This is a genomic window from Kushneria sp. EE4, from assembly GCF_977968315.1.
This window is the reverse complement of the sequence record NZ_OZ386212.1, coordinates 493,187-510,939: the sequence shown is the minus strand read 5'-3', so window position 1 is coordinate 510,939 and position 17,753 is coordinate 493,187. Positions and strand designations below refer to the sequence as shown.

Below are 17,753 nucleotides of genomic sequence, written 5' to 3'. Positions count from 1 at the left end.
CGGTCGCCATGATGGCCGGCGTCATGACGCAGGCGCTACCGAAACCGGCTGGCTCTACTTCTGAGCCAGGCTCGGCCCGGCACGGGTGATGGCATCATCCACCCCGTCAAAGCGGCTGAAGTTGTCGATGAATTTCTGGATCAGAGCGCGGGCCTGCTCTTCAAAGGCCGTCTCGTCCTGCCAGGCGCTTCGCGGATCCAGCAGCGTTGAATCCACGCCCTTGACGGCAACGGGTACCGACAGATTGAGGCCGGGCAGTGTCACCGTCTCGGTGTCCTTGAGCTCGCCGCTCTGGATGGCGCTGATGATGGCGCGGGTGGTGGGAATACTGAAACGCTTGCCACCCTGCCCGTAGGCGCCACCGGTCCAGCCCGTATTGACCAGATAGACCCGGGAATCGAAGGCTTCGATGCGCTTGATCAAAAGCTCGGCGTATTCATGCGCCGGACGGGGGAAAAACGGCGCCCCAAAGCAGGTCGAAAAGGTCGCCTCCAGCGCACTGCCGGCACCGATCTCGGTGGACCCGACCCGCGCGGTATAGCCGGACAGGAAATGATAGGCCGCCGCTTCACGCGAGAGAATCGACACCGGCGGCAGGACACCGCTCATGTCGCAGGTCAAAAAGACAATGGCGCTCGGCTCGCCGGCCCGATTGTCCGCCGTTCGCTTGTCGACATGCTCCAGCGGATAGGCCGCCCGGGCGTTCTGGGTCAGCGAGGCATCGTCGTAGACGGGCTGACGAGACGCATCGAGCACCACGTTTTCAAGCACGGCCGGAAAGCGAATGGCCCGATAGATGATGGGCTCGTTTTTTTCGCTGAGATCGACGGTCTTGGCGTAGCAGCCGCCCTCGAGATTGAAAACGGTGCCCTCGCCCCAGCCATGCTCGTCGTCACCGATCAGATAGCGCGCCGGGTCGGCGGACAGCGTGGTCTTGCCGGTGCCGGAAAGACCGAAAAAGAGCGTGGTTTCACCGTTGTCTCCCACGTTGGCGCTGCAGTGCATGGGCAGCACGTCCTTTTCCGGCAGCAGAAAGTTCTGCACCGTGAACATCGCCTTTTTCATCTCGCCGGCGTAATGCATGCCGGCGATCAGTACCCGGCGGCGAGCAAAGTTGATAATGACCGTGCCGTCGGAGTGGGTGTGATCGCGCTCGGGCTGACAGACAAACTCCGGGGCGCTCATGATCTGCCACTCGCGCTTGTCACGGGGATTGAACGGCTGCGCCCGCACAAAGAGATTGCGTGCAAAAAGGCTGTGCCAGGCGTACTGGGCCATGACACGAATGGGGAGATAGTGCTCTGGGTCGGCGCCCACATGCAGCTCGGTCTCGAAAGCGCCCTTGTCGGCCAGAAACTCCTCGACCCGCTCCCACAGCGCATCAAAATGCTCAACGGCAAAGGGACGGTTAACGCTGCCCCAATCGATCTCGTGGCTGGTGGAGGGCTCATCGACGATATATCGGTCGACAGGAGAGCGCCCGGTACGACGTCCTGTTTCCGCGACCAGCGCGCCGTTGGCGGCAAGTCTTGCCTCACCGCGGGAGATGGCATGCTCTACCAGCTCGGCGGCACTTGCATTGATACGGGGAGTGCTCACATTCGTTGTCATGTCTATCCCGGGCATAAGCCGTTCTCTCTCGTTGGGCGCACGGGCAGTTGTTATCTGCCTCTGGCGTTATATTCCCGCATCGACAGGCGCTGCATAACGCGGCGCCTGTCGGCTGGGCAAGCGTATTATGAACAGATCGCTTCAGACGGAGAATGTATCACGCCGGTTTTAAACGAAAAGGCACAGTACGCAGGAAAGCGCCCCTGTCCGGGAAAGACATCGATCAATGAAGCGTTGGCGAAGGCGCATCGGGTGATTCGATCAGCGCTTCGATATCGGCGGCGCTGAAGGTGTAATCGGTGTTACAGAAATGGCAGGTGGTGCTCAGCTCGCCCTGCTCCTCGATCACCGAACGCAATTCCTGCGCGCCGAGCTGATGCAGGGCACTGACAAATCGCTCGCGTGAGCAGGTGCAGCCAAAAGCAATGGGGTCCGGTTCGAACACCCGAATCTGCTCTTCATGGAACAAGCGCACCAGAATATCGCGCGCCGGCAGTTCCAGAAGCTCCTCGGACTTGAGCGTATCGGCCAGCATGTTGAGTCGTGGCCAGGCATCCACATCCTCGAGGCTGTCGTCTTCGGGCAGGGTCTGCAGCATCAGTCCTGCCGCATGCTCCTTCGAAGCAGACAGCCACAGACGGCTGGGCAGCTGCTCGGAGCGTTCGAAGTAGCTTTCAAGACACTGCGCCAGCGTGGCCGCCTCCAGTGCGACGATGCCCTGATAGCGCTGCCCCTCATGCGGGTCCAGCGTCATGACAATGTGGCCTTCGCCCATCAGTGCCTGAAGCGTTGCACCCTCTTCGGGCAGGGGCTGGTCCTCGGCAAGACGCGCGATCGCCCTCAGGCGCTGACCGTTCTCATCATGGCCGGGGTTGGACTCCGCCATCAAAAGGCTGACCGGGCCATTGCCCTTGACCTCAAGGGTCAGCACGCCATCGAGCTTGATGGTGGCAGTCAGGAGTGCAACGGCTGCCAGCATTTCGCTGAGCTGGCGATTGACCACATCAGGATAGCCGTGGCGGTTGATGATGTCCCGGCAGGTGTCGTCGGCCTTGACCAGCTCACCGCGGACATTGGTGTCGTCAAAGATAAAGCGTTGAATATGATCCATGGGTCGCTCGATAGGGAAAAGAGGTGATCGGCGCGGCAGGCATGGAGAGATCCGGTCATCCAGGTGGCACACAACGACTATGAATCGTCGTGCCTGTGGCGCTGAAAGTTTTGAATATCGCGACGGTCGCGACGATCCGGACGCCCCTTCGGTGGCTGCATGCTCTTGTCCATGCGGCGAATTTCGGCCTCTCTGGTGCGACGTTCGACGCTGGCCTGCGTTTCACGATAGAGCGCCTGAGCCTCGGACGTGCCGCGACGCTTGTCACTGACATCAATGATCTCGACTTCGATCCGATCCCACCCCTGAGGTAGCGTCAGCAGTGCGCCGGTCTCAACAATCTTGCTGACCTTGGTGCGCGCGCCGTTGTAATGAACCTTGCCGCCATCGATGGCCTTCTGTGCCAGCCCGCGTGTCTTGAAAAATCGGGCGGCCCAGAGCCACTTGTCGAGTCGAACCTGTTCGCTGTCGCTCATGCCATGTCTCCACACCGTTTCTGGGTGTCAATATGGGGGCAAATGTCATGCTCTCAAGCCCCTGTCATTGCAGGGCCGGACAGAGCGGTCGACAATACAGTGCGTAACCCGTGCAGCATGCGTCGAGACGGCGCCCTGCCCGCCGTCCCCGTTTTCGAAGCCCTGGAGGTAAACACATGTCCCCATCAAAAAAACCCGAAATCGGGCGGCGGCAGGCGATCGCCCAGAGTCGGCTTTTTGCCATTGAAGCGCTGGAGCTTGAGTTTTCCAACGGTGAACAGCGCACCTTTGAGCGTCTGGTCAGCAATGGCCAGGGCGCCGGTGCCGTCATGATCGTGGCGATGCCCGACCCGGATCATGTCCTGTTGATTCAGGAGTATGCGGTCGGCATCGAGGACTATGCCCTGACGCTGCCCAAGGGCGTCGTTGACCCGGGCGAGGACATCATCACGGCAGCCAATCGCGAGCTTCGCGAAGAGTGTGGCTATGGAGCGCATGTGATCGAACCGCTGATCGAGCTGACGCTGGCTCCCAACTATATGACCCATCGTATCCATGTGGTCATGGCCACGCAGCTCTACGAGGAACGCCTGCCGGGTGATGAGCCCGAGCCGCTGGTCGTCGAAAAATACCCCATCGAAGACATCGCGGCGCTGCTGGCCCGCGGCGATTTTCATGAAGGGCGGGCCATCGCAGCGCTTTTTATCGCCAGAGAACGGCTTCGCGAACGACAGGAAACGCCCGACCCCATGTTCTGGTAGATCCGTACTCTGCTCGTTACTGTCTATGATTTCGCAACCGGTCACAGGAACCATTAACAAAGCAAGGGGCCCGGCAGCTGACGCTGCCGGGCCCCTCTATAAATCAACTGCAATACAGACAGCGATCAGTTGCTGGACGGGCTGGCACCGTGCTCGGTCTGGTCACCGGTTTCCATTGGCTCGGTAGACTGCATCTGGGCAGAGTGTCCCTGACGTCCGGTCATGGTTTCGTCAGCACTCTGGGTTCCAGGGCTGTCCATGGAACTACTGCTGGACTCGCTCATGCCGTCCATGTCATTCATCTGTGCCGAACCACCGTTACCACCCTGATCGGTCGTTGTGGTTTCAGAACTGGTTGCACTGTTGTCCATGGTGCTGGAAGTTTCATTGGCTGCCGCACCGGTCATTTCCTGACCTTCACTGGATGCACCGTTTTGTGTGGCCTGTGTTGACGCCATGGCAGACATGGCCGGCAGCATGAAAGCGGCACAAAAAACGGTAGCGATTACTTTTTTCATGAGTACTCCCTCCAGGGATCTGATTTTTGTTCCGGCACAGCAGACATTGTCATGTCGCACTACCGGGTAAACAGATACTTCCTGCAACGGATATCAGACAACATTGCAGTCTGCCTGCCAAACCAAGGGAGGCAGTCACCGTGGCGCACAGAGGTGCGCCACCGGGTAAGTAGAGATAACACTAGGATACAAACAACGCTTTGTCAAAGTGTTGTACAAACTGATGTAAAGCCTGAGTAAAGGATTTTACTGCCCTTTCGATATTGCTCAGGCAGTAACATACCAGCCGGGTTTCAGGCTGCTTGTCTTGCTCACAGTCATGAAACGGGCTCGCTACCTGAAACTCCATGTCGTTTGTGCGAAAGCCTCAGCTTTTTTTAACAACAGTGCAGGGCAAGGCTTGATATCGTGAACGTCTGGAGTATCTCTATCACAGCGGACGGGACAGGAATGTCTTCCTACTACAGGCAAAAGCGCAAGATAAGCTCATCAGTACTCTCCAGCTATCTACATGGCCTGAATCTCACTCGTCGGCAGCAACATGACAGTGGCGACGGCCACCTGATCGTGTCACTGACGACGCATCTGCCCCGAATACGTGATGTCTATCTAACCATTGAGTCCATCCTGTTGCAGCAGGTCCAAGGATTTGAGATTCATCTCTACATTTCTGATCAGGATATGGGGGCTCTCGGGCAACTGCCTGCCACGCTGCAGCGGCAGGTGGATCGAGGTGTCAAGGTTGTTACCACCGTCAGGGATCATCGCTCTTACGACAAGCTCGTTCACGCTCTCAAGGCGCGCCCCGAGGCCACCATCGTGACCGCTGATGACGATGTCATCTACCCACGCGACTGGCTTGGCCGCCTGCTGGATGGCGCCAGACAATACCCTGACTGTATTGTCTGTCACCGTGGTCATCTGCTCAGGGAATCCACACCGGGGTCAGGACATATCTGCTATCAGACCTCCCGGTCCAGTGTACAAGAGCCGATCAGCCGACCCCTTTTCAATCTCATGCCCACCGGTAACGGCGGCGTGCTTTATCCGCCGGGCTCGCTTGATCCCATGGCGCTTGATCACGATGCTTTCGAATCACTGGCGCCCAATGCCGACGATATCTGGTTCAAGATGGCCTCTCTCAAACGTGGAACGCGCTGTTTTCGTGTCAATCCCTACAATGTCAACTTTCTGCCTACTCGGGCCGCCAACCATCAGCCACTTCACAAGGAAAACGTCAAGGGTGACGGCAACAACCAGAAATTTGATAACTGTCTTAAAAGCTACCCCGAGCTCATGCCAAAGCTTCTTGCCTCGTAAGCAGGTAATATTGCGCCATCAGGAACTGAATACATTTCCGGACCCGCTGGCCTGAAACCATGACACAACGCGTTTTACTGATTGTTCGTAAACTCAATATTGGTGGCATCCAGCGCGTCACCATCAATCTTGCCAATGTACTTCATCGGGCCGGCCACGACGTCCATGTCCTTGTCCTCAAGGGGGGAGATGAGCTGCTGCCGCAGCCCGGTGTCACGCTTCATTATGAAGATTTCGACAAGGCCTTTCGTCGTACCGGGGCGGGACTGGCCTATGATCTGGTGACGCGCGGGCTGCTCAAACCGGTGTTGCCCGGCTCCGGGTTTGTCTGGCGCGGCCATTACGGAGGGCGCTATCTGGCGCGCTTCGTTGAGCAACTCGAGCGCACCCACGGCCCGGTCGATCGCATCATCGCGCGCGGCCAGGGCGCCTTTGAAACGATATGGTCCTGGCGGGACCCACGCTTTTGGCAGGTCACCGTGTCCTGGCCGGGAGAGTATGGCGGCAGGCTCAAGGGCTTTTATCTACGGCGCCTTTATGACGGCAAGCGTGTGGTCTGCAATACCCCCAACGTGCGCGAACAGCTCGAAAAACAGCTTGAACACCATCACGTTTCGCCTTCTCACTGGGCCACGATCGGTAATCCCTGCGATATAGAAGCCATCCGGGCCATGGCGGAGGATACCCCTGACGATCTACCCACCAGACCCTACGTGGTTCATGTCTGCCGCCTGTCACGGGTCAAGCGTCAGGATTTTCTGATCCGCGCCTATCTGAAGTCAGGTATCGAGGAAGACCTCGTCATCGTGGGCGATGGCCCCCTGCGCGAAAGCGTTGAGCAACTTATCGATGAGCTGGGCGTGCGCGATCGTGTGCATCTCATCGGCAGTCGCACCAACCCCTACCCCTGGATGAAGCACGCCCGCCTTTTCGTTTTGAGTTCCATGAGCGAGGCCTTTGGCATCGTGCTGGCAGAGAGCATGATCTGCGGCACGCCCTGCGTCGCAGTGGATGCCCCGGGCGGCATCCGCAACGTCCTGATCAACGATCAGCGTCGTCTGATTGTCGAAAACACGATCGACGGGCTGGCCGAAGGCATTCGAGAAGGACTCAAAAAGCCCCCGGCACTGGAAAAGGACCCGGAGCTGATCGAGCGCTATCGTGATACCCGTATCATGCAGCAATTTCTTGAGTTACCCACGACGTAGCGCACAGATGCGCCGTGCCCGCCTCACGCCGCAGTGGGCATGGTAGACTCCCCCCTGCGCACCCTGTCTGGATTGATCGGTTTAATTCATGTCTCCAAGGTTTTTTCACACCGCTGCCCCTTCCCGGGATGAAGATGCCTTTGCCCGTCTGGGCAGCCACCGCCTTCGCTGGTCGATGCGCCGCGTTCGCCTTCAGGAGTGGCTGAAATCCTCGTTTCAACAGCGCGTCGGCATTCCGCTTGAGGAGTTCTGGTTTCAGCGGTGGATGAAAGAGCAGCCCGGCGCTGCCCGCCTTGAAAAGGCCGGCCTGCCGCGACGTTCCATCGAAAAGCGTCTGGGCGATCGCCTGACCCTTTATATCAACCCGCGAAACATGATTCGCGACGTCAATTTCAAGGGCGTTGGCGGCGTTCGACCATCAACTTCGGCCTTTATCTGGGATGGCGACTGGGATGACAGTCGCGGCGATCTACGCCACGGTTCGCGCTATGAGTTCATTACCGATCTGGACGTGCATCGCGACGACCTCACCCTGACACGACGCTTTCAGACGCATGCTGCCGGCATCAGGGCGGGTACACCCTGGGCCTCGGCACATGAAGGCATTCTGCTCGACAGTGAAGAAAAGATTCAGGCCTATCTCGGCATCTACCTGGGGTTTCTCGATGACATGGCGCGCCTGGGCTTTGACGCCGACCGCGGCAAGGATGCCCTGGGCGTGGTGGTCACGCGCGAAGGGCGCCTGCTCAAGATCAATCGCGGGCTGCATCGTCTGGCCATGGCACAGCGTGTGGGCCTGCCCACCATCCCGGTGACCGTACGAGCGGTCCATCGCCGGTGGTGGGACAGCGTCACGGCCGACACCACCGGACAAAACGCTCTGGACCGTCTCGCGCAGGCGCTTGAAGGATGCACTCCCGAAACGCGCCCCGGCCGGCTCGACCCCAGAGCCGATCAGGGGCCGATCGAATGGCCGGCACCGCGTGGGTCGCACGCAACGAAGGCGCACTGACTCACAGGTAACATAAAGCCTTCCTGTTCTCCCCCCTGACGCTCTACGCTGAAAGCGCCCTCTCAAAGGAGCCTTTTATGCATCACTTTTATAATCAGCCGGACAATCTGGTCAGCGAACTGCTTGAAGGGCTGGCCCTGTCGACCAAAGTCACCCTTTCCGATCATCGGGATGCGCGCATCGTCATGCGCTCGGACTGGCGCCCGGACCGTGACGGCCGCCAGCAGGTCGCCCTGATTTCAGGCGGCGGCTCCGGGCATGAGCCAGCGCACGCAGGCTTTGTGGGCCCAGGCATGCTGACGGCGGCCGTGGCCGGAGACATCTTCGCCTCGCCGGGCGTGGAGGCCATCCTGGCCGGTATCCGCGCCTGCTGCGGGGAAGCAGGGTGTCTTTTGATCATCAAGAACTATACCGGTGACCGACTCAATTTCGGTCTGGCCGCCGAACGCGCCCGGGAAGAGGGCTTTCAGGTTGAAACGGTGATTGTGGCCGATGACGTGGCCCTGCCGGAGGCACCCCAGCCACGCGGGCTGGCCGGCACCCTGCTGGTCCACAAGATGGCCGGCTACTGCGCCGAGCGAGGCGATGATCTCCAGGCAGTCAGCAAGGCGGCCGGTGACATGGCCGCAAGTGTGCGCTCCATGGGCATGGCGCTTTCAAGCGCCACTCTTCCCGGCCAGGAAGCCGCCACCCGCAAAACGCCCGAGCTGGGGCTGGGCATCCACAACGAGCCGGGCGTGCGCCAGGTCACGCCCGACAGCGCCGATGACGCCGTTACGCAGGTGCTCGAGGCGCTGGGCCGCTCCGATAACGGGCCGTGGGTACTGATGCTCAACAATCTGGGGGGCTGTTCACCGCAGGAGATGCAGGTGCTCAAGCGCGCCTGCCTTGAGCAGCTCGGCGTTAAAAACGTATCGCTGATGCTGGGGCCGGCACCGCTGATGACCTCACTGGACATGCACGGCTTTTCCGTTACGCTCGCGCCGGCCGATGAGACCACCATCGATGCCCTGTCAGCACCTGTTGAAGCACCTGCCTGGCCTGCCCCACAGAAGGTGCACGATATCGAGACCTTCTCGCCGCGCTTCAGCCAGCAGCCCCCGGCCGGTGAAGGCCGCCATGATGACACCCGGGCGCAACTGATCAAGCGCCTTGCGATAACTATTGAAGGCAGCGAAAAGGCACTGGACGAGCTGGATTCAAAAGTCGGCGATGGCGACGCCGGTGCGACCTTTGCCGCCGGCGCTCGTGCCGTAGCGAAAGCGCTGGATGAGGGCCAGCTCTCAACCGGCGAAGACGCCCGCCTTGCCAGCGAGCTGGGGCATCTATTTGCCACCGCCATGGGCGGCTCCAGCGGCGTGCTGCTCTCGATTCTGATGACCAGCGCCGCCCAGCGGTTGGAAAGCCAGGACCGGACCGACTGGCCCGGCGCCCTGCAGTCTGGCGTTGAGCGCATGCAGCATTACGGCGGCGCCAGTCAGGGGGATCGCACCATGCTGGATGCGTTGATCCCGGCCATCGAGGCGCTGGCCGCCGGCCAGAACCTTGAGGCAGCGGCGCGCTCTGCCCGTTCAGGCGCTGATGAGACCGCCGGCATGCGCCGGGCCGGGGCCGGGCGCTCCTCGCTGGTGCCGGAGCAGGCGCTTGACGGCGTGGTCGACCCGGGCGCCGAGGCCGTGGCGCGCCTGTTTGAAGCGCTGGCCGGCAGCGATAGCCGACGCTGATCCGCGCAAGCGACATAAAAAAAGCCGCCCAACCGGGCGGCTTTTGCTTTCAGGTGCAGGCTCAGTCAAACACGACCTTGGCCACGTCCTGATAGGTGCGGGCAAAGTTCACGGTCATGCCCTCCTTGAGATAGTCCGGCAGCTCATCGAAGTCGCGCTGGTTGGCCTGCGGCAGAATCAGCTCGAAGATGGCGCTGCGCCGGGCGGCAATGACCTTCTCGCGAATGCCGCCCACCGGCAGCACCTGACCGGTCAGCGTAATCTCGCCTGTCATGGCCAGCGGACGATTGATGTCCTGACCGCGCGCCAGTGACAGCAGTGCGGTGGTCATGGTTACCCCGGCTGACGGACCGTCCTTGGGCGTGGCGCCCTCCGGTACGTGCAGGTGGATAAAGGCCTGATCGAAGTAGCCCGGCTGGGCGCCGAACTCCTGCAGATGACCGAGCACGAAGCTATAGGCCAGATTGGCAGACTCCTGCATGACGTCGCCCAGCTTGCCGGTCAACTTGATGCCGCGCTGAAGACCGTGCACCCGGGTCGCCTCGATGGGCAGGGTCGCCCCGCCCATGGCCGTCCAGGCAAGACCCGTGACCACACCCACGCCCTTGAGCACCTTCTCCTTGCGGAAAATCGGTGCGCCCAGGAACTCTTCCAGGTTATTGACTGACACCTTGACCGTTTCGAGATCCTCTTCCAGCAGTTTGACCGCGGCCTTGCGCACGATCCGGTGTAGCTGCTTTTCCAACTGGCGCACACCGGATTCCCGCGCGTAGCCCTCGATGACGTGCTTGAGCGCGGCATCGGTGAGATTGATGCGCTTTTTGGGGATGCGATCACGCTCCAGAAGCCTGGGCCAGAGGTGGTGTTTGGCAATCGCCACCTTCTCTTCGGCAATGTAGCCGGCCAGTCGAATCTGTTCCATGCGGTCCAGAAGTGCCGCGGGGATCGTATCGAGCTGGTTGGCTGTACACACAAACAGCACCTTGGAGAGGTCCATGCGCACATCGAGATAGTGATCAAGGAAGTCAACGTTCTGCTCGGGATCAAGCACTTCCAGCAGCGCCGAGGCCGGATCGCCCTGGAAGGACTGGCCCAGCTTGTCGATCTCATCGAGCATGATGACCGGGTTCTCGACATCGACCTCCTTCATCGCCTGCACCAGCTTGCCGGGCATGGCGCCAATATAGGTGCGACGATGGCCCTTGATCTCGGCCTCATCCCGCATGCCGCCCACCGAAAAGCGGTAGAACTTGCGGCCCAGCGCTTCGGCAATCGAGCGGCCCACGGAGGTCTTGCCTACCCCGGGCGGGCCCACCAGCAGCAGAATCGAGCCGCCGACGTCGCCCTTGAAGGCGCCTTCGGCGAGAAACTCGATGATGCGGTTTTTAACGTCCTGCAGCCCGTCGTGGTCGCGGTCGAGCACGTGACGCGCATGGGGCAGGTCGAGCTGATCCTCAGAGGTGATCCCCCAGGGCAGCGCCGTCAGCCAGTCAAGATAGTTGCGCGTGGTCCCGTACTCGGGCGAGCCGGTCTCCAGCACGGACAGCTTGCCCAGCTCGTCATCGATGCGGGCCTGAACGCGCTCGGGTACGACCTTGCCCTCCAGACGCTCGCGGAAGGTATCGACGTCGTTTTCCCGGTCATCCTTGGAGATGCCCAGCTCTTTCTGAATGACCTTGAGCTGCTCGCGCAAAAAGAACTCGCGCTGGCGCTCCTGCATCTGCGCGTTGACCTGCTCGGAGATCTCGCTTTGCAGCTGCGCGACCTCGATCTCCTTGCGCAGCAGGGGCAGCACGACCTGCATGCGATCCAGTACCGGCAGGGTCTCCAGCACCGACTGAAGCTCCGGCCCTCGCGCCGAGGTGATGGCGGCGGCAAAGTCGGTCAGCGGCCCGGGCTCGTTGGGGCTGAAGCGATTGAGATAGTGCTTGAGCTCCTCCCCGTAGAGCGGGTTGATGGGCAAAAGCTCCTTGATGCCATTGATGATGGCCATTGCATAGGCACGCGTCTCGTCGCTTTCCTTCTCGACCGGTTCTCTGGGGTAGTGGACCTCGACAAGATAGGGCGGCTCCTGGGAGAGCCAGCGCGTGATCTTGAAACGACGCAGCCCCTGAGCGATGAACTGCAGCTGCTCTTCGTTGTTTTCGGCGCGATGCACCCGTACGGCAGTGCCATAGACCGGGAACTCGTCCGGCGACGGGTCGGACCCGGTATCGCCGATAAAGGTCAGCCCCACGATATGGTGCGATGTATTGCCAACCTGTTCGAGCGTATCGCTCCAGCGCTTTTTATTGAGCACCAGCGGCTGGACCTGAGCCGGAAAAAAGGGGCGATTGTGTACCGGCAGCAGATAGAGCCGTTCGGGCAGGTATTCACTGGCCGGTACCACAGCCTGTGTCATGGCACTGCCGTTGTCGTCACCGGTCTCGATGGTGTAGTCGGACTGATCTTCTTCACTCATGGGCCACCCTGCTCTCCCGTATCAAAACCGTTCACCGAGGGCGATGCCCTGATGGCACCGGATTCCCGGCGTTACCTGTTGTTTCTGGCAATGCGGGCACCGGACAGCGTTATCAAGTCCGGCGCATGTTAAAACCACTGACCGATCAAAACGACAGCGGCTGCCCCTGGCAGCCGCGCAATACATTCCTGACAGACTCGTATCGTTCCTGAAAGCCTAGTTCAACAAAAACCAGGGCTCATCATTGATCAAAAACACCCCCTTGCGAATGGCCAGCTCCAGCGTCCCCTGCTCCGGCGGCTGTCCGGCGATCAGTGCCAGAAGCGGCGGCGTATTGTGCAACGTGAACTGGCCATCAAGGCGGCGTTTGAAGGCCGCCCGCCCCCAGGACGTTCTCAAACGCTCGACGCGGGTTGCCGCAATGTCGGTGCCATCCAGCGTCAGATCGCCGTCCAGATGCATCTGCTGCTCCAGCATCGGGCTTTCCAGCTGCAGGCTTTTCACCACCAGCCGGGGCGAGTCGCTCAATACGGCAAAAAAGTCTTTTTGCCACGGCGCGATCAGCGAGCCGATATCATGCACATCGGCATCGACCGTCCGATCAACGACGCCATCTTTCGGGTCGGCAGGTTGCCGGTCGCCCTGCCAGCGCTGCTCGACATCCCGGCCGATGGTCTGCAGCAGTGCCCGAGCGGCCTGCTCATCGATGCGTTCGATGACGGCATCCAGCGAGGCGCTGCCCAGCTGTTGCTCGGAGAGCGCGGCATTGCCCAGATGCGCCGTCAGCACATAGCTGAGCTCCTGGCGTTCATGATGCGTGCTGCCCTCGACATGCAGGTCGCTGAATGTCAGGGGAAGCCCGCCCTGACGCTGCAGCCGGGCACTGCCGACATCCAGGCTGTCCAGTCGACCGGCCTGGCCACCTTCAAGTGCTGGCGTGTCTTCATCGCTGTCGGCTGTCGGAAACAGCATCGACCAGTGCGTGTCGCCAAGGGTCACATGACGCTGGGGGCTTTCGTGCTCCAGCGCATCCCACCGGCCATCAAGACGCAGACCCCGGTCGTCATCGACCACCCTGACACTGGCCCCGGCCAGACGAAAGGTCATGTCATGGCCCTGATGGTGCAGTGTGTCGGGGAATCCGGCATTGAGTGTGAGTTCATGGCCGAGATGCCTGATACGACCATCAAAATCGATGTTTTCGCCGTCGGAGAGTGTTTCGGCCAGCAACGCTGTGCCGCCACGGGTCTCGATGTCACCACGTCCCGAGAATCGGGTGCTCCAGAGACCATAGGCGACCCGCCAGTCAATGATGGCGGCAGGTGTGTTCGCATCCGTTTCGGTCGTGATGACCCTGAGCGTGCCATTGGAGGAGAAAAAACCGTCGCTTTCGACGGTATTGATGGCGCGAATGCCTGACAGTGCATTGATGTCGGCGACCTGCTCGGCCATCCGGGCGCGCACCTCGTAACGACTCCAGGCAAGCCCTGCCAGCCAGAGCACCAGCGCCAGTACGATCAGCCCCAACAGTGACATTGCCACTTTTTTTTTCATCGGTACTCCCCGGGAATCGATGCGCCAGTGCGGGCCGGCACAAGGCGTACTGGTGCAGACCATTTATGCGGCGACAGGATTATTTTATCAAACAATCCTAATGCAGCCAGAGCCATACGTGCATCACGCTCCAGGCGTAGATACCGGCCAGCACGTCATCGGCCATGATGCCAAACCCGCCCGCCACGCGGCGATCCACCGTGCGCACCGGCCAGGGCTTGATGACGTCAAAGACCCGAAAGATAACAAAGCCCCACAGCGCGGACTGCCAGGAAAACGGCACGGCGGCCATGGTCAACCAGTAGCCGACGAACTCGTCCCAGACGATCCCCGAGTGATCGTGAACGCCCAGGTCCTTCGAGGTGCGATCGCAAAGATAGATGCCGATCACGGTCGCCACGCCCAGAATGGCGAGATAGATGCCCAGCGGCAGCGTCGACATCAGCCAGTAGAAGGGAATCGCTGCCAGGGTACCGAACGTGCCCGGGGCAAAGGGCGCGGCCCCGCTGCCCAGCCCAAAGGCCAGAAAGTGGACCGGGCGGCGCCAGACGCTTGCGGGTGCACGGTTCATGATGAGCCTCCCGCGGTGTGATCTGCGCCATGAAAGTGTTGCCAGCCCTGTCCCGTAGAGGTCACACCGGTGATGCCGGGCTCGCGGGTGACCCGACCGATGACATGCAGGTGGGCGCCCAGCCTTTCGAGCGCTTGTCGGGTCGCGGTTTCCTGCGCCACAGGCAGCGCCAGCAGGAGTTCGTAGTCGTCCCCACCGTTGAGCGCCGCCTCCAGCGCCTCATGCTCGCCCAGCGAGGCCACCAGTGCCGGATCCAGCGGAATGCTTGCACCGTCAAGACAGGCGCCCACCCCTGATCGCGCGCAGAGATGGCCCAGATCCGCCAGCAACCCATCGGAGATATCAAGACCGGCCGAGACGCTGTGACGAATACTCATCGCCTCGGCGACACGCGGGGCGGGTCGCAGATAGGCCGCCACCAGCGGATGGCGCTCGTCGCGCTGGCCGTCAAACCAGGCGCGCAGACCGCCATGCGCGCTGCCAAGCACGCCGGTGACCGCCAGCAGATCATCAGGGCGGGCCCCGTGACGGGTAATGGCATCGTCATCACCCAGCTCGCCATGCACGGTGATGGTAATGGAGAGCTCCTGACCGCGCGTGATGTCTCCACCCACCAGCGCGATGTCATGCTCGCGCGCCAGACCATAGAGACCGCGCGCGAAGCCTTCCAGCCACTGCTCGTCGACATCGGGCAGCGTCAGTGCCAGCACGAACCAGCGCGGTCTGGCGCCCATGGCCGCCAGATCGCTCAGGTTGACCGCCAGCGCCCGATGGCCGATCGCCTCCGGCGAGGCGTCGCGCGGGAAGTGCACATCGGCCAGCGACGTGTCCACACTGACCGCCAGACGGTGGCCGGGAGACGGCGCCAGCAGCGCACAGTCATCCCCCTGCCCCAGCACCACACCGGCACGGGCCTGGTGTGGTGACACGTGATCCGAGCGGCAGGCGTGTTCGACGTCCTGCATGAAATAACGCCTGATGAGATCAAACTCGCCAGGAGTGGCTGCATCGCTCATCGCCCGGACATCTCCCTGACAGGTGAAGGAAAGCGCTGATCAGTCATGATAGGCGTGTACAGACCATGCTCTGAATGAGCCATGGTCAGTCACGGCGCCTGCGCGCCTGAACCTCAACCTCACGCAGTTGCCTGGCCAGCCGATCAAGGATGGAATTAATATATCGGTGCCCTTCGGTGGCGCCAAACGACCGCGCCAGCTCAATGCCTTCGTTGATCACCGAGATGTAGGGCACTTCCGGGCGATGGGCCAGCTCATAGGCCCCAAGGCGCAGAATGGAGAGCTCGATGCGATCGAGCTCATCCAGCTTGCGATCCAGCGCCGGCGCAATCAGGTTGTCCATCTCGCCACAGTGTCTGGCCACACCGTGAAGAAGCTGGTGAAACAGCCCCAGATCCGCGATTTTCATGACCTGAACCCAGTCTTCGTGCGGCTCCAGATCGTCATCGGCGGTCTGGGCGCGAAACTCGGTTTCAAGCTGGGTAATCGAGGTGCCCGTGATTTCCCACTGATACAGTGCCTGTACCGTCAGCTCACGTGCTGCCCTTCGGGCCTGCTGCTGCTTTGAAGGGGCCCGTTTCTGCTGGGTCACGCCACACCCCCGTGATCGGCATCATCGGAGACGTCATTGCCGCCCAGCTGACGCAGCAAAGACACCATTTCCATGGCTGCCATGGCCGCCTCAAACCCCTTGTTGCCCGCCTTGGTGCCGGCACGCTCGATGGCCTGCTCGATCGAGTTGACCGTCAGGACGCCGTTGGCAACGGGCGTGTCAAAATCAAGCTGCAGCCGATTGAGTGCGGCGTTGCACTGCCCTGCCACATGCTCGAAATGCGGGGTGCCACCGCGAATGACCGCGCCCAGAGCGATGATGGCATCCGGTTGAATACGCTCCAGCGCCCGCTTGACGGCCAGCGGCAGCTCCCAGGCACCCGGGACGTGAAGAATATCGATATTGGCATCGTCCACGCCGTGACGAACCAGCGCGTCCACGGCGCCCTCTACCAGAGAGTCGACCACGTGATGGTTGAAACGCCCGACCACGATGACGTAGCGGCCATCGATCTCGTTGAAGCGCCCTTCCAGTTGTGCAATCGGTTGCATGTCATGAAATCCTGTTGTCTCTGATAAAACGCATCTGCGTGTAATGTTAAGCCATCAGACCCGTCGTTTTTCGGGTCCTTCAGGAAAGCGATTGTTGCCGTTCATTGCTATTGTCACTGCCGCGCCGTGCGGCTGTCATCGATACTGCTGATCTGCTCGATGACTTCAAGACCAAATCCCGCCAGCGCCGAGAAGCGCCAGGGCGAGCTTAAAAGTCGCATTCGTCCGACCCCCAGGCTTCGCAGAATCTGCGCCCCGGTGCCGATACTCAAATAGTTGCCGGCCCCATCGGTCTGCGGGTCCTGCGCCCGGGGGCGCCGCTCCAGAAAAAGATCCAGCTGATCGCGAAAGTTCGTCATGCCCCGCTGGTCAGCAAGCAGCACCAGCACGCCGGTATCGCTGGCCGCAATCTCTTCGAGCGCATCGCGCGAGGACCAGCTCTGATAGCCGTCGCGGCGCATCCCCAGCAGATCGCGCAGGGCATCGGCGACGTGAACGCGCACGGTCGTGGGTTGATCGCTTTCGGGCGAGCCCTTGACCAGGGCCAGATGATGCGAGCCCTGAATCCGGTCGCGAAAGCAGTGCAGCTGAAAGGCGCCAGCGTCCGTTTCTACCGGATGGGACTCGACGTGTTCAACGGTCTGTTCGTTGTGAATGCGGTAATGGATCAGATCGGAAATGGTGCCGATTTTGATACCGTGCGTGGCGGCGAAGCGCTCAAGCTCGGGGCGCCGCGCCATGGTGCCATCCTCGTTCATGATCTCGCAGATCACCCCGGTCGGCTCGAAACCGGCCATGGCGGCCAGATCACAGGCCGCCTCGGTATGACCTGCGCGACGCAGTACGCCACCGGCCTCTGCCATCAGCGGAAAGATATGCCCGGGCTGAACGACATCGCCGGGACCGGCATTCCGAGCCGCGGCGGCCTGTACCGTGCGTGCCCGGTCACCGGCTGAAATACCGGTACTGACGCCGGTGGCCGCCTCGATGGAGACGGTAAAACGGGTACCAAAGCCGGAACCGTTGTCGTTGACCATCAGCGACAGGCCGAGCTGTTCGCAGCGCGCGCGCAGCATGGGCTGACAGATCAGGCCACAGGCATAGCGGGCCATGAAATTGATGTGCGAGGCCTCCACACACTCGGCGGCCATGATCAGATCGCCTTCATTTTCACGGTCCTCGTCATCCATGAGGATAACCATTCTGCCCTGGCGGATATCTTCAATCAGCGCTTCCACGGAAGCGAAGTTGTCCGTTGACTGACTCATAACGCTTGCCGGCTAAGCCGCTCCTTTCGATCGATGCA

Annotated in this window: 16 protein-coding genes; 5 read left to right on the top strand and 11 right to left on the bottom strand. The window is 61.0% G+C overall.

Annotated features, from left to right (window positions below):
• Positions 1-54 precede the first annotated feature (54 nt).
• The 3 genes from ACXMYO_RS02280 to ACXMYO_RS02270 all read right to left on the bottom strand — a co-directional run bounded on the left by ACXMYO_RS02280 (position 55) and on the right by ACXMYO_RS02270 (position 3,198).
• Positions 55-1,611, bottom strand: a complete 1,557-nt coding sequence (locus ACXMYO_RS02280) for a phosphoenolpyruvate carboxykinase (RefSeq protein WP_457807687.1) — start codon at positions 1,609-1,611, stop codon at positions 55-57.
• A gap of 223 nt (positions 1,612-1,834) precedes the next feature.
• On the bottom strand, positions 1,835-2,722 hold the full coding sequence (gene hslO, locus ACXMYO_RS02275) for an Hsp33 family molecular chaperone HslO (RefSeq protein ID WP_457807686.1): 888 nt from the start codon (positions 2,720-2,722) through the stop codon (positions 1,835-1,837).
• Positions 2,723-2,799: 77 nt separating this feature from the next.
• Positions 2,800-3,198: an RNA-binding S4 domain-containing protein gene (locus tag ACXMYO_RS02270; RefSeq protein ID WP_457807685.1), complete on the bottom strand. Its 399-nt coding sequence runs from the start codon at positions 3,196-3,198 to the stop codon at positions 2,800-2,802.
• A gap of 176 nt (positions 3,199-3,374) precedes the next feature.
• Here ACXMYO_RS02270 and nudE point away from each other — a divergent pair, with 176 nt between their 5' ends.
• A complete protein-coding gene (gene nudE / locus ACXMYO_RS02265) occupies positions 3,375-3,959 on the top strand; it encodes an ADP compounds hydrolase NudE (protein ID WP_438766513.1) in 585 nt (194 codons plus the stop codon).
• Positions 3,960-4,084: 125 nt separating this feature from the next.
• Here the strand turns inward: nudE and ACXMYO_RS02260 are convergent, their stop codons facing one another.
• Positions 4,085-4,477, bottom strand: coding sequence for a hypothetical protein (locus tag ACXMYO_RS02260; protein ID WP_457807684.1), 393 nt, complete (start codon positions 4,475-4,477; stop codon positions 4,085-4,087).
• A 450-nt stretch (positions 4,478-4,927) separates the two neighbouring features.
• Here ACXMYO_RS02260 and ACXMYO_RS02255 point away from each other — a divergent pair, with 450 nt between their 5' ends.
• The 4 genes from ACXMYO_RS02255 to ACXMYO_RS02240 all read left to right on the top strand — a co-directional run bounded on the left by ACXMYO_RS02255 (position 4,928) and on the right by ACXMYO_RS02240 (position 9,741).
• Positions 4,928-5,797, top strand: coding sequence for a hypothetical protein (locus ACXMYO_RS02255; RefSeq protein WP_457807683.1), 870 nt, complete (start codon positions 4,928-4,930; stop codon positions 5,795-5,797).
• A 59-nt stretch (positions 5,798-5,856) separates the two neighbouring features.
• Positions 5,857-7,005 carry a glycosyltransferase gene (locus ACXMYO_RS02250; RefSeq protein ID WP_457807682.1) on the top strand — a complete coding sequence of 383 codons (1,149 nt, stop codon included), beginning with the start codon at positions 5,857-5,859 and terminating at the stop codon, positions 7,003-7,005.
• Positions 7,006-7,093: 88 nt separating this feature from the next.
• On the top strand, positions 7,094-8,017 hold the full coding sequence (locus ACXMYO_RS02245; protein ID WP_457807681.1) for a hypothetical protein: 924 nt from the start codon (positions 7,094-7,096) through the stop codon (positions 8,015-8,017).
• Positions 8,018-8,094: 77 nt separating this feature from the next.
• The gene (locus ACXMYO_RS02240; protein ID WP_457807680.1) at positions 8,095-9,741 is read left to right on the top strand and encodes a dihydroxyacetone kinase subunit DhaK; all 1,647 of its coding nucleotides are present in this window, start codon (positions 8,095-8,097) and stop codon (positions 9,739-9,741) included.
• Between the two features lie 61 nt (positions 9,742-9,802).
• Here the strand turns inward: ACXMYO_RS02240 and lon are convergent, their stop codons facing one another.
• The 7 genes from lon to ribBA all read right to left on the bottom strand — a co-directional run bounded on the left by lon (position 9,803) and on the right by ribBA (position 17,715).
• Positions 9,803-12,202, bottom strand: coding sequence for an endopeptidase La (gene lon / locus ACXMYO_RS02235; protein WP_438766505.1), 2,400 nt, complete (start codon positions 12,200-12,202; stop codon positions 9,803-9,805).
• A gap of 216 nt (positions 12,203-12,418) precedes the next feature.
• On the bottom strand, positions 12,419-13,756 hold the full coding sequence (locus ACXMYO_RS02230) for a DUF945 family protein (RefSeq protein ID WP_457807679.1): 1,338 nt from the start codon (positions 13,754-13,756) through the stop codon (positions 12,419-12,421).
• 97 nt (positions 13,757-13,853) lie between these two features.
• On the bottom strand, positions 13,854-14,327 hold the full coding sequence (locus ACXMYO_RS02225; protein WP_438766502.1) for a phosphatidylglycerophosphatase A: 474 nt from the start codon (positions 14,325-14,327) through the stop codon (positions 13,854-13,856).
• Positions 14,324-15,292 (bottom strand): thiamine-phosphate kinase, encoded by a 969-nt coding sequence (gene thiL, locus ACXMYO_RS02220; protein WP_438766501.1) that lies wholly within the window; start codon positions 15,290-15,292, stop codon positions 14,324-14,326. Before thiL ends, ACXMYO_RS02225 begins: the two co-directional genes overlap by 4 nt.
• 136 nt (positions 15,293-15,428) lie before the next feature.
• On the bottom strand, positions 15,429-15,935 hold the full coding sequence (gene nusB, locus ACXMYO_RS02215; protein WP_438766500.1) for a transcription antitermination factor NusB: 507 nt from the start codon (positions 15,933-15,935) through the stop codon (positions 15,429-15,431).
• Positions 15,932-16,447: a 6,7-dimethyl-8-ribityllumazine synthase gene (ribH, locus tag ACXMYO_RS02210; protein ID WP_438766499.1), complete on the bottom strand. Its 516-nt coding sequence runs from the start codon at positions 16,445-16,447 to the stop codon at positions 15,932-15,934. Before ribH ends, nusB begins: the two co-directional genes overlap by 4 nt.
• Before the next feature lie 113 nt (positions 16,448-16,560).
• Positions 16,561-17,715: a bifunctional 3,4-dihydroxy-2-butanone-4-phosphate synthase/GTP cyclohydrolase II gene (gene ribBA, locus ACXMYO_RS02205; RefSeq protein ID WP_438766498.1), complete on the bottom strand. Its 1,155-nt coding sequence runs from the start codon at positions 17,713-17,715 to the stop codon at positions 16,561-16,563.
• Between the last annotated feature and the right edge of the window lie 38 nt (positions 17,716-17,753).

What these genes read in the sequence shown, in the direction of transcription:
- ACXMYO_RS02280 (WP_457807687.1), bottom strand. Translation starts at nt 1,611, where the DNA reads ATGACAACGAATGTGAGCACTCCCCGTATCAATGCAAGTGCCGCCGAG.
- hslO (WP_457807686.1), bottom strand. Translation starts at nt 2,722, where the DNA reads ATGGATCATATTCAACGCTTTATCTTTGACGACACCAATGTCCGCGGT.
- ACXMYO_RS02270 (WP_457807685.1), bottom strand. Translation starts at nt 3,198, where the DNA reads ATGAGCGACAGCGAACAGGTTCGACTCGACAAGTGGCTCTGGGCCGCC.
- nudE (WP_438766513.1), top strand. Translation starts at nt 3,375, where the DNA reads ATGTCCCCATCAAAAAAACCCGAAATCGGGCGGCGGCAGGCGATCGCC.
- ACXMYO_RS02260 (WP_457807684.1), bottom strand. Translation starts at nt 4,477, where the DNA reads ATGAAAAAAGTAATCGCTACCGTTTTTTGTGCCGCTTTCATGCTGCCG.
- ACXMYO_RS02255 (WP_457807683.1), top strand. Translation starts at nt 4,928, where the DNA reads ATGTCTTCCTACTACAGGCAAAAGCGCAAGATAAGCTCATCAGTACTC.
- ACXMYO_RS02250 (WP_457807682.1), top strand. Translation starts at nt 5,857, where the DNA reads ATGACACAACGCGTTTTACTGATTGTTCGTAAACTCAATATTGGTGGC.
- ACXMYO_RS02245 (WP_457807681.1), top strand. Translation starts at nt 7,094, where the DNA reads ATGTCTCCAAGGTTTTTTCACACCGCTGCCCCTTCCCGGGATGAAGAT.
- ACXMYO_RS02240 (WP_457807680.1), top strand. Translation starts at nt 8,095, where the DNA reads ATGCATCACTTTTATAATCAGCCGGACAATCTGGTCAGCGAACTGCTT.
- lon (WP_438766505.1), bottom strand. Translation starts at nt 12,202, where the DNA reads ATGAGTGAAGAAGATCAGTCCGACTACACCATCGAGACCGGTGACGAC.
- ACXMYO_RS02230 (WP_457807679.1), bottom strand. Translation starts at nt 13,756, where the DNA reads ATGAAAAAAAAAGTGGCAATGTCACTGTTGGGGCTGATCGTACTGGCG.
- ACXMYO_RS02225 (WP_438766502.1), bottom strand. Translation starts at nt 14,327, where the DNA reads ATGAACCGTGCACCCGCAAGCGTCTGGCGCCGCCCGGTCCACTTTCTG.
- thiL (WP_438766501.1), bottom strand. Translation starts at nt 15,292, where the DNA reads ATGCAGGACGTCGAACACGCCTGCCGCTCGGATCACGTGTCACCACAC.
- ribH (WP_438766499.1), bottom strand. Translation starts at nt 16,447, where the DNA reads ATGCAACCGATTGCACAACTGGAAGGGCGCTTCAACGAGATCGATGGC.
- ribBA (WP_438766498.1), bottom strand. Translation starts at nt 17,715, where the DNA reads ATGAGTCAGTCAACGGACAACTTCGCTTCCGTGGAAGCGCTGATTGAA.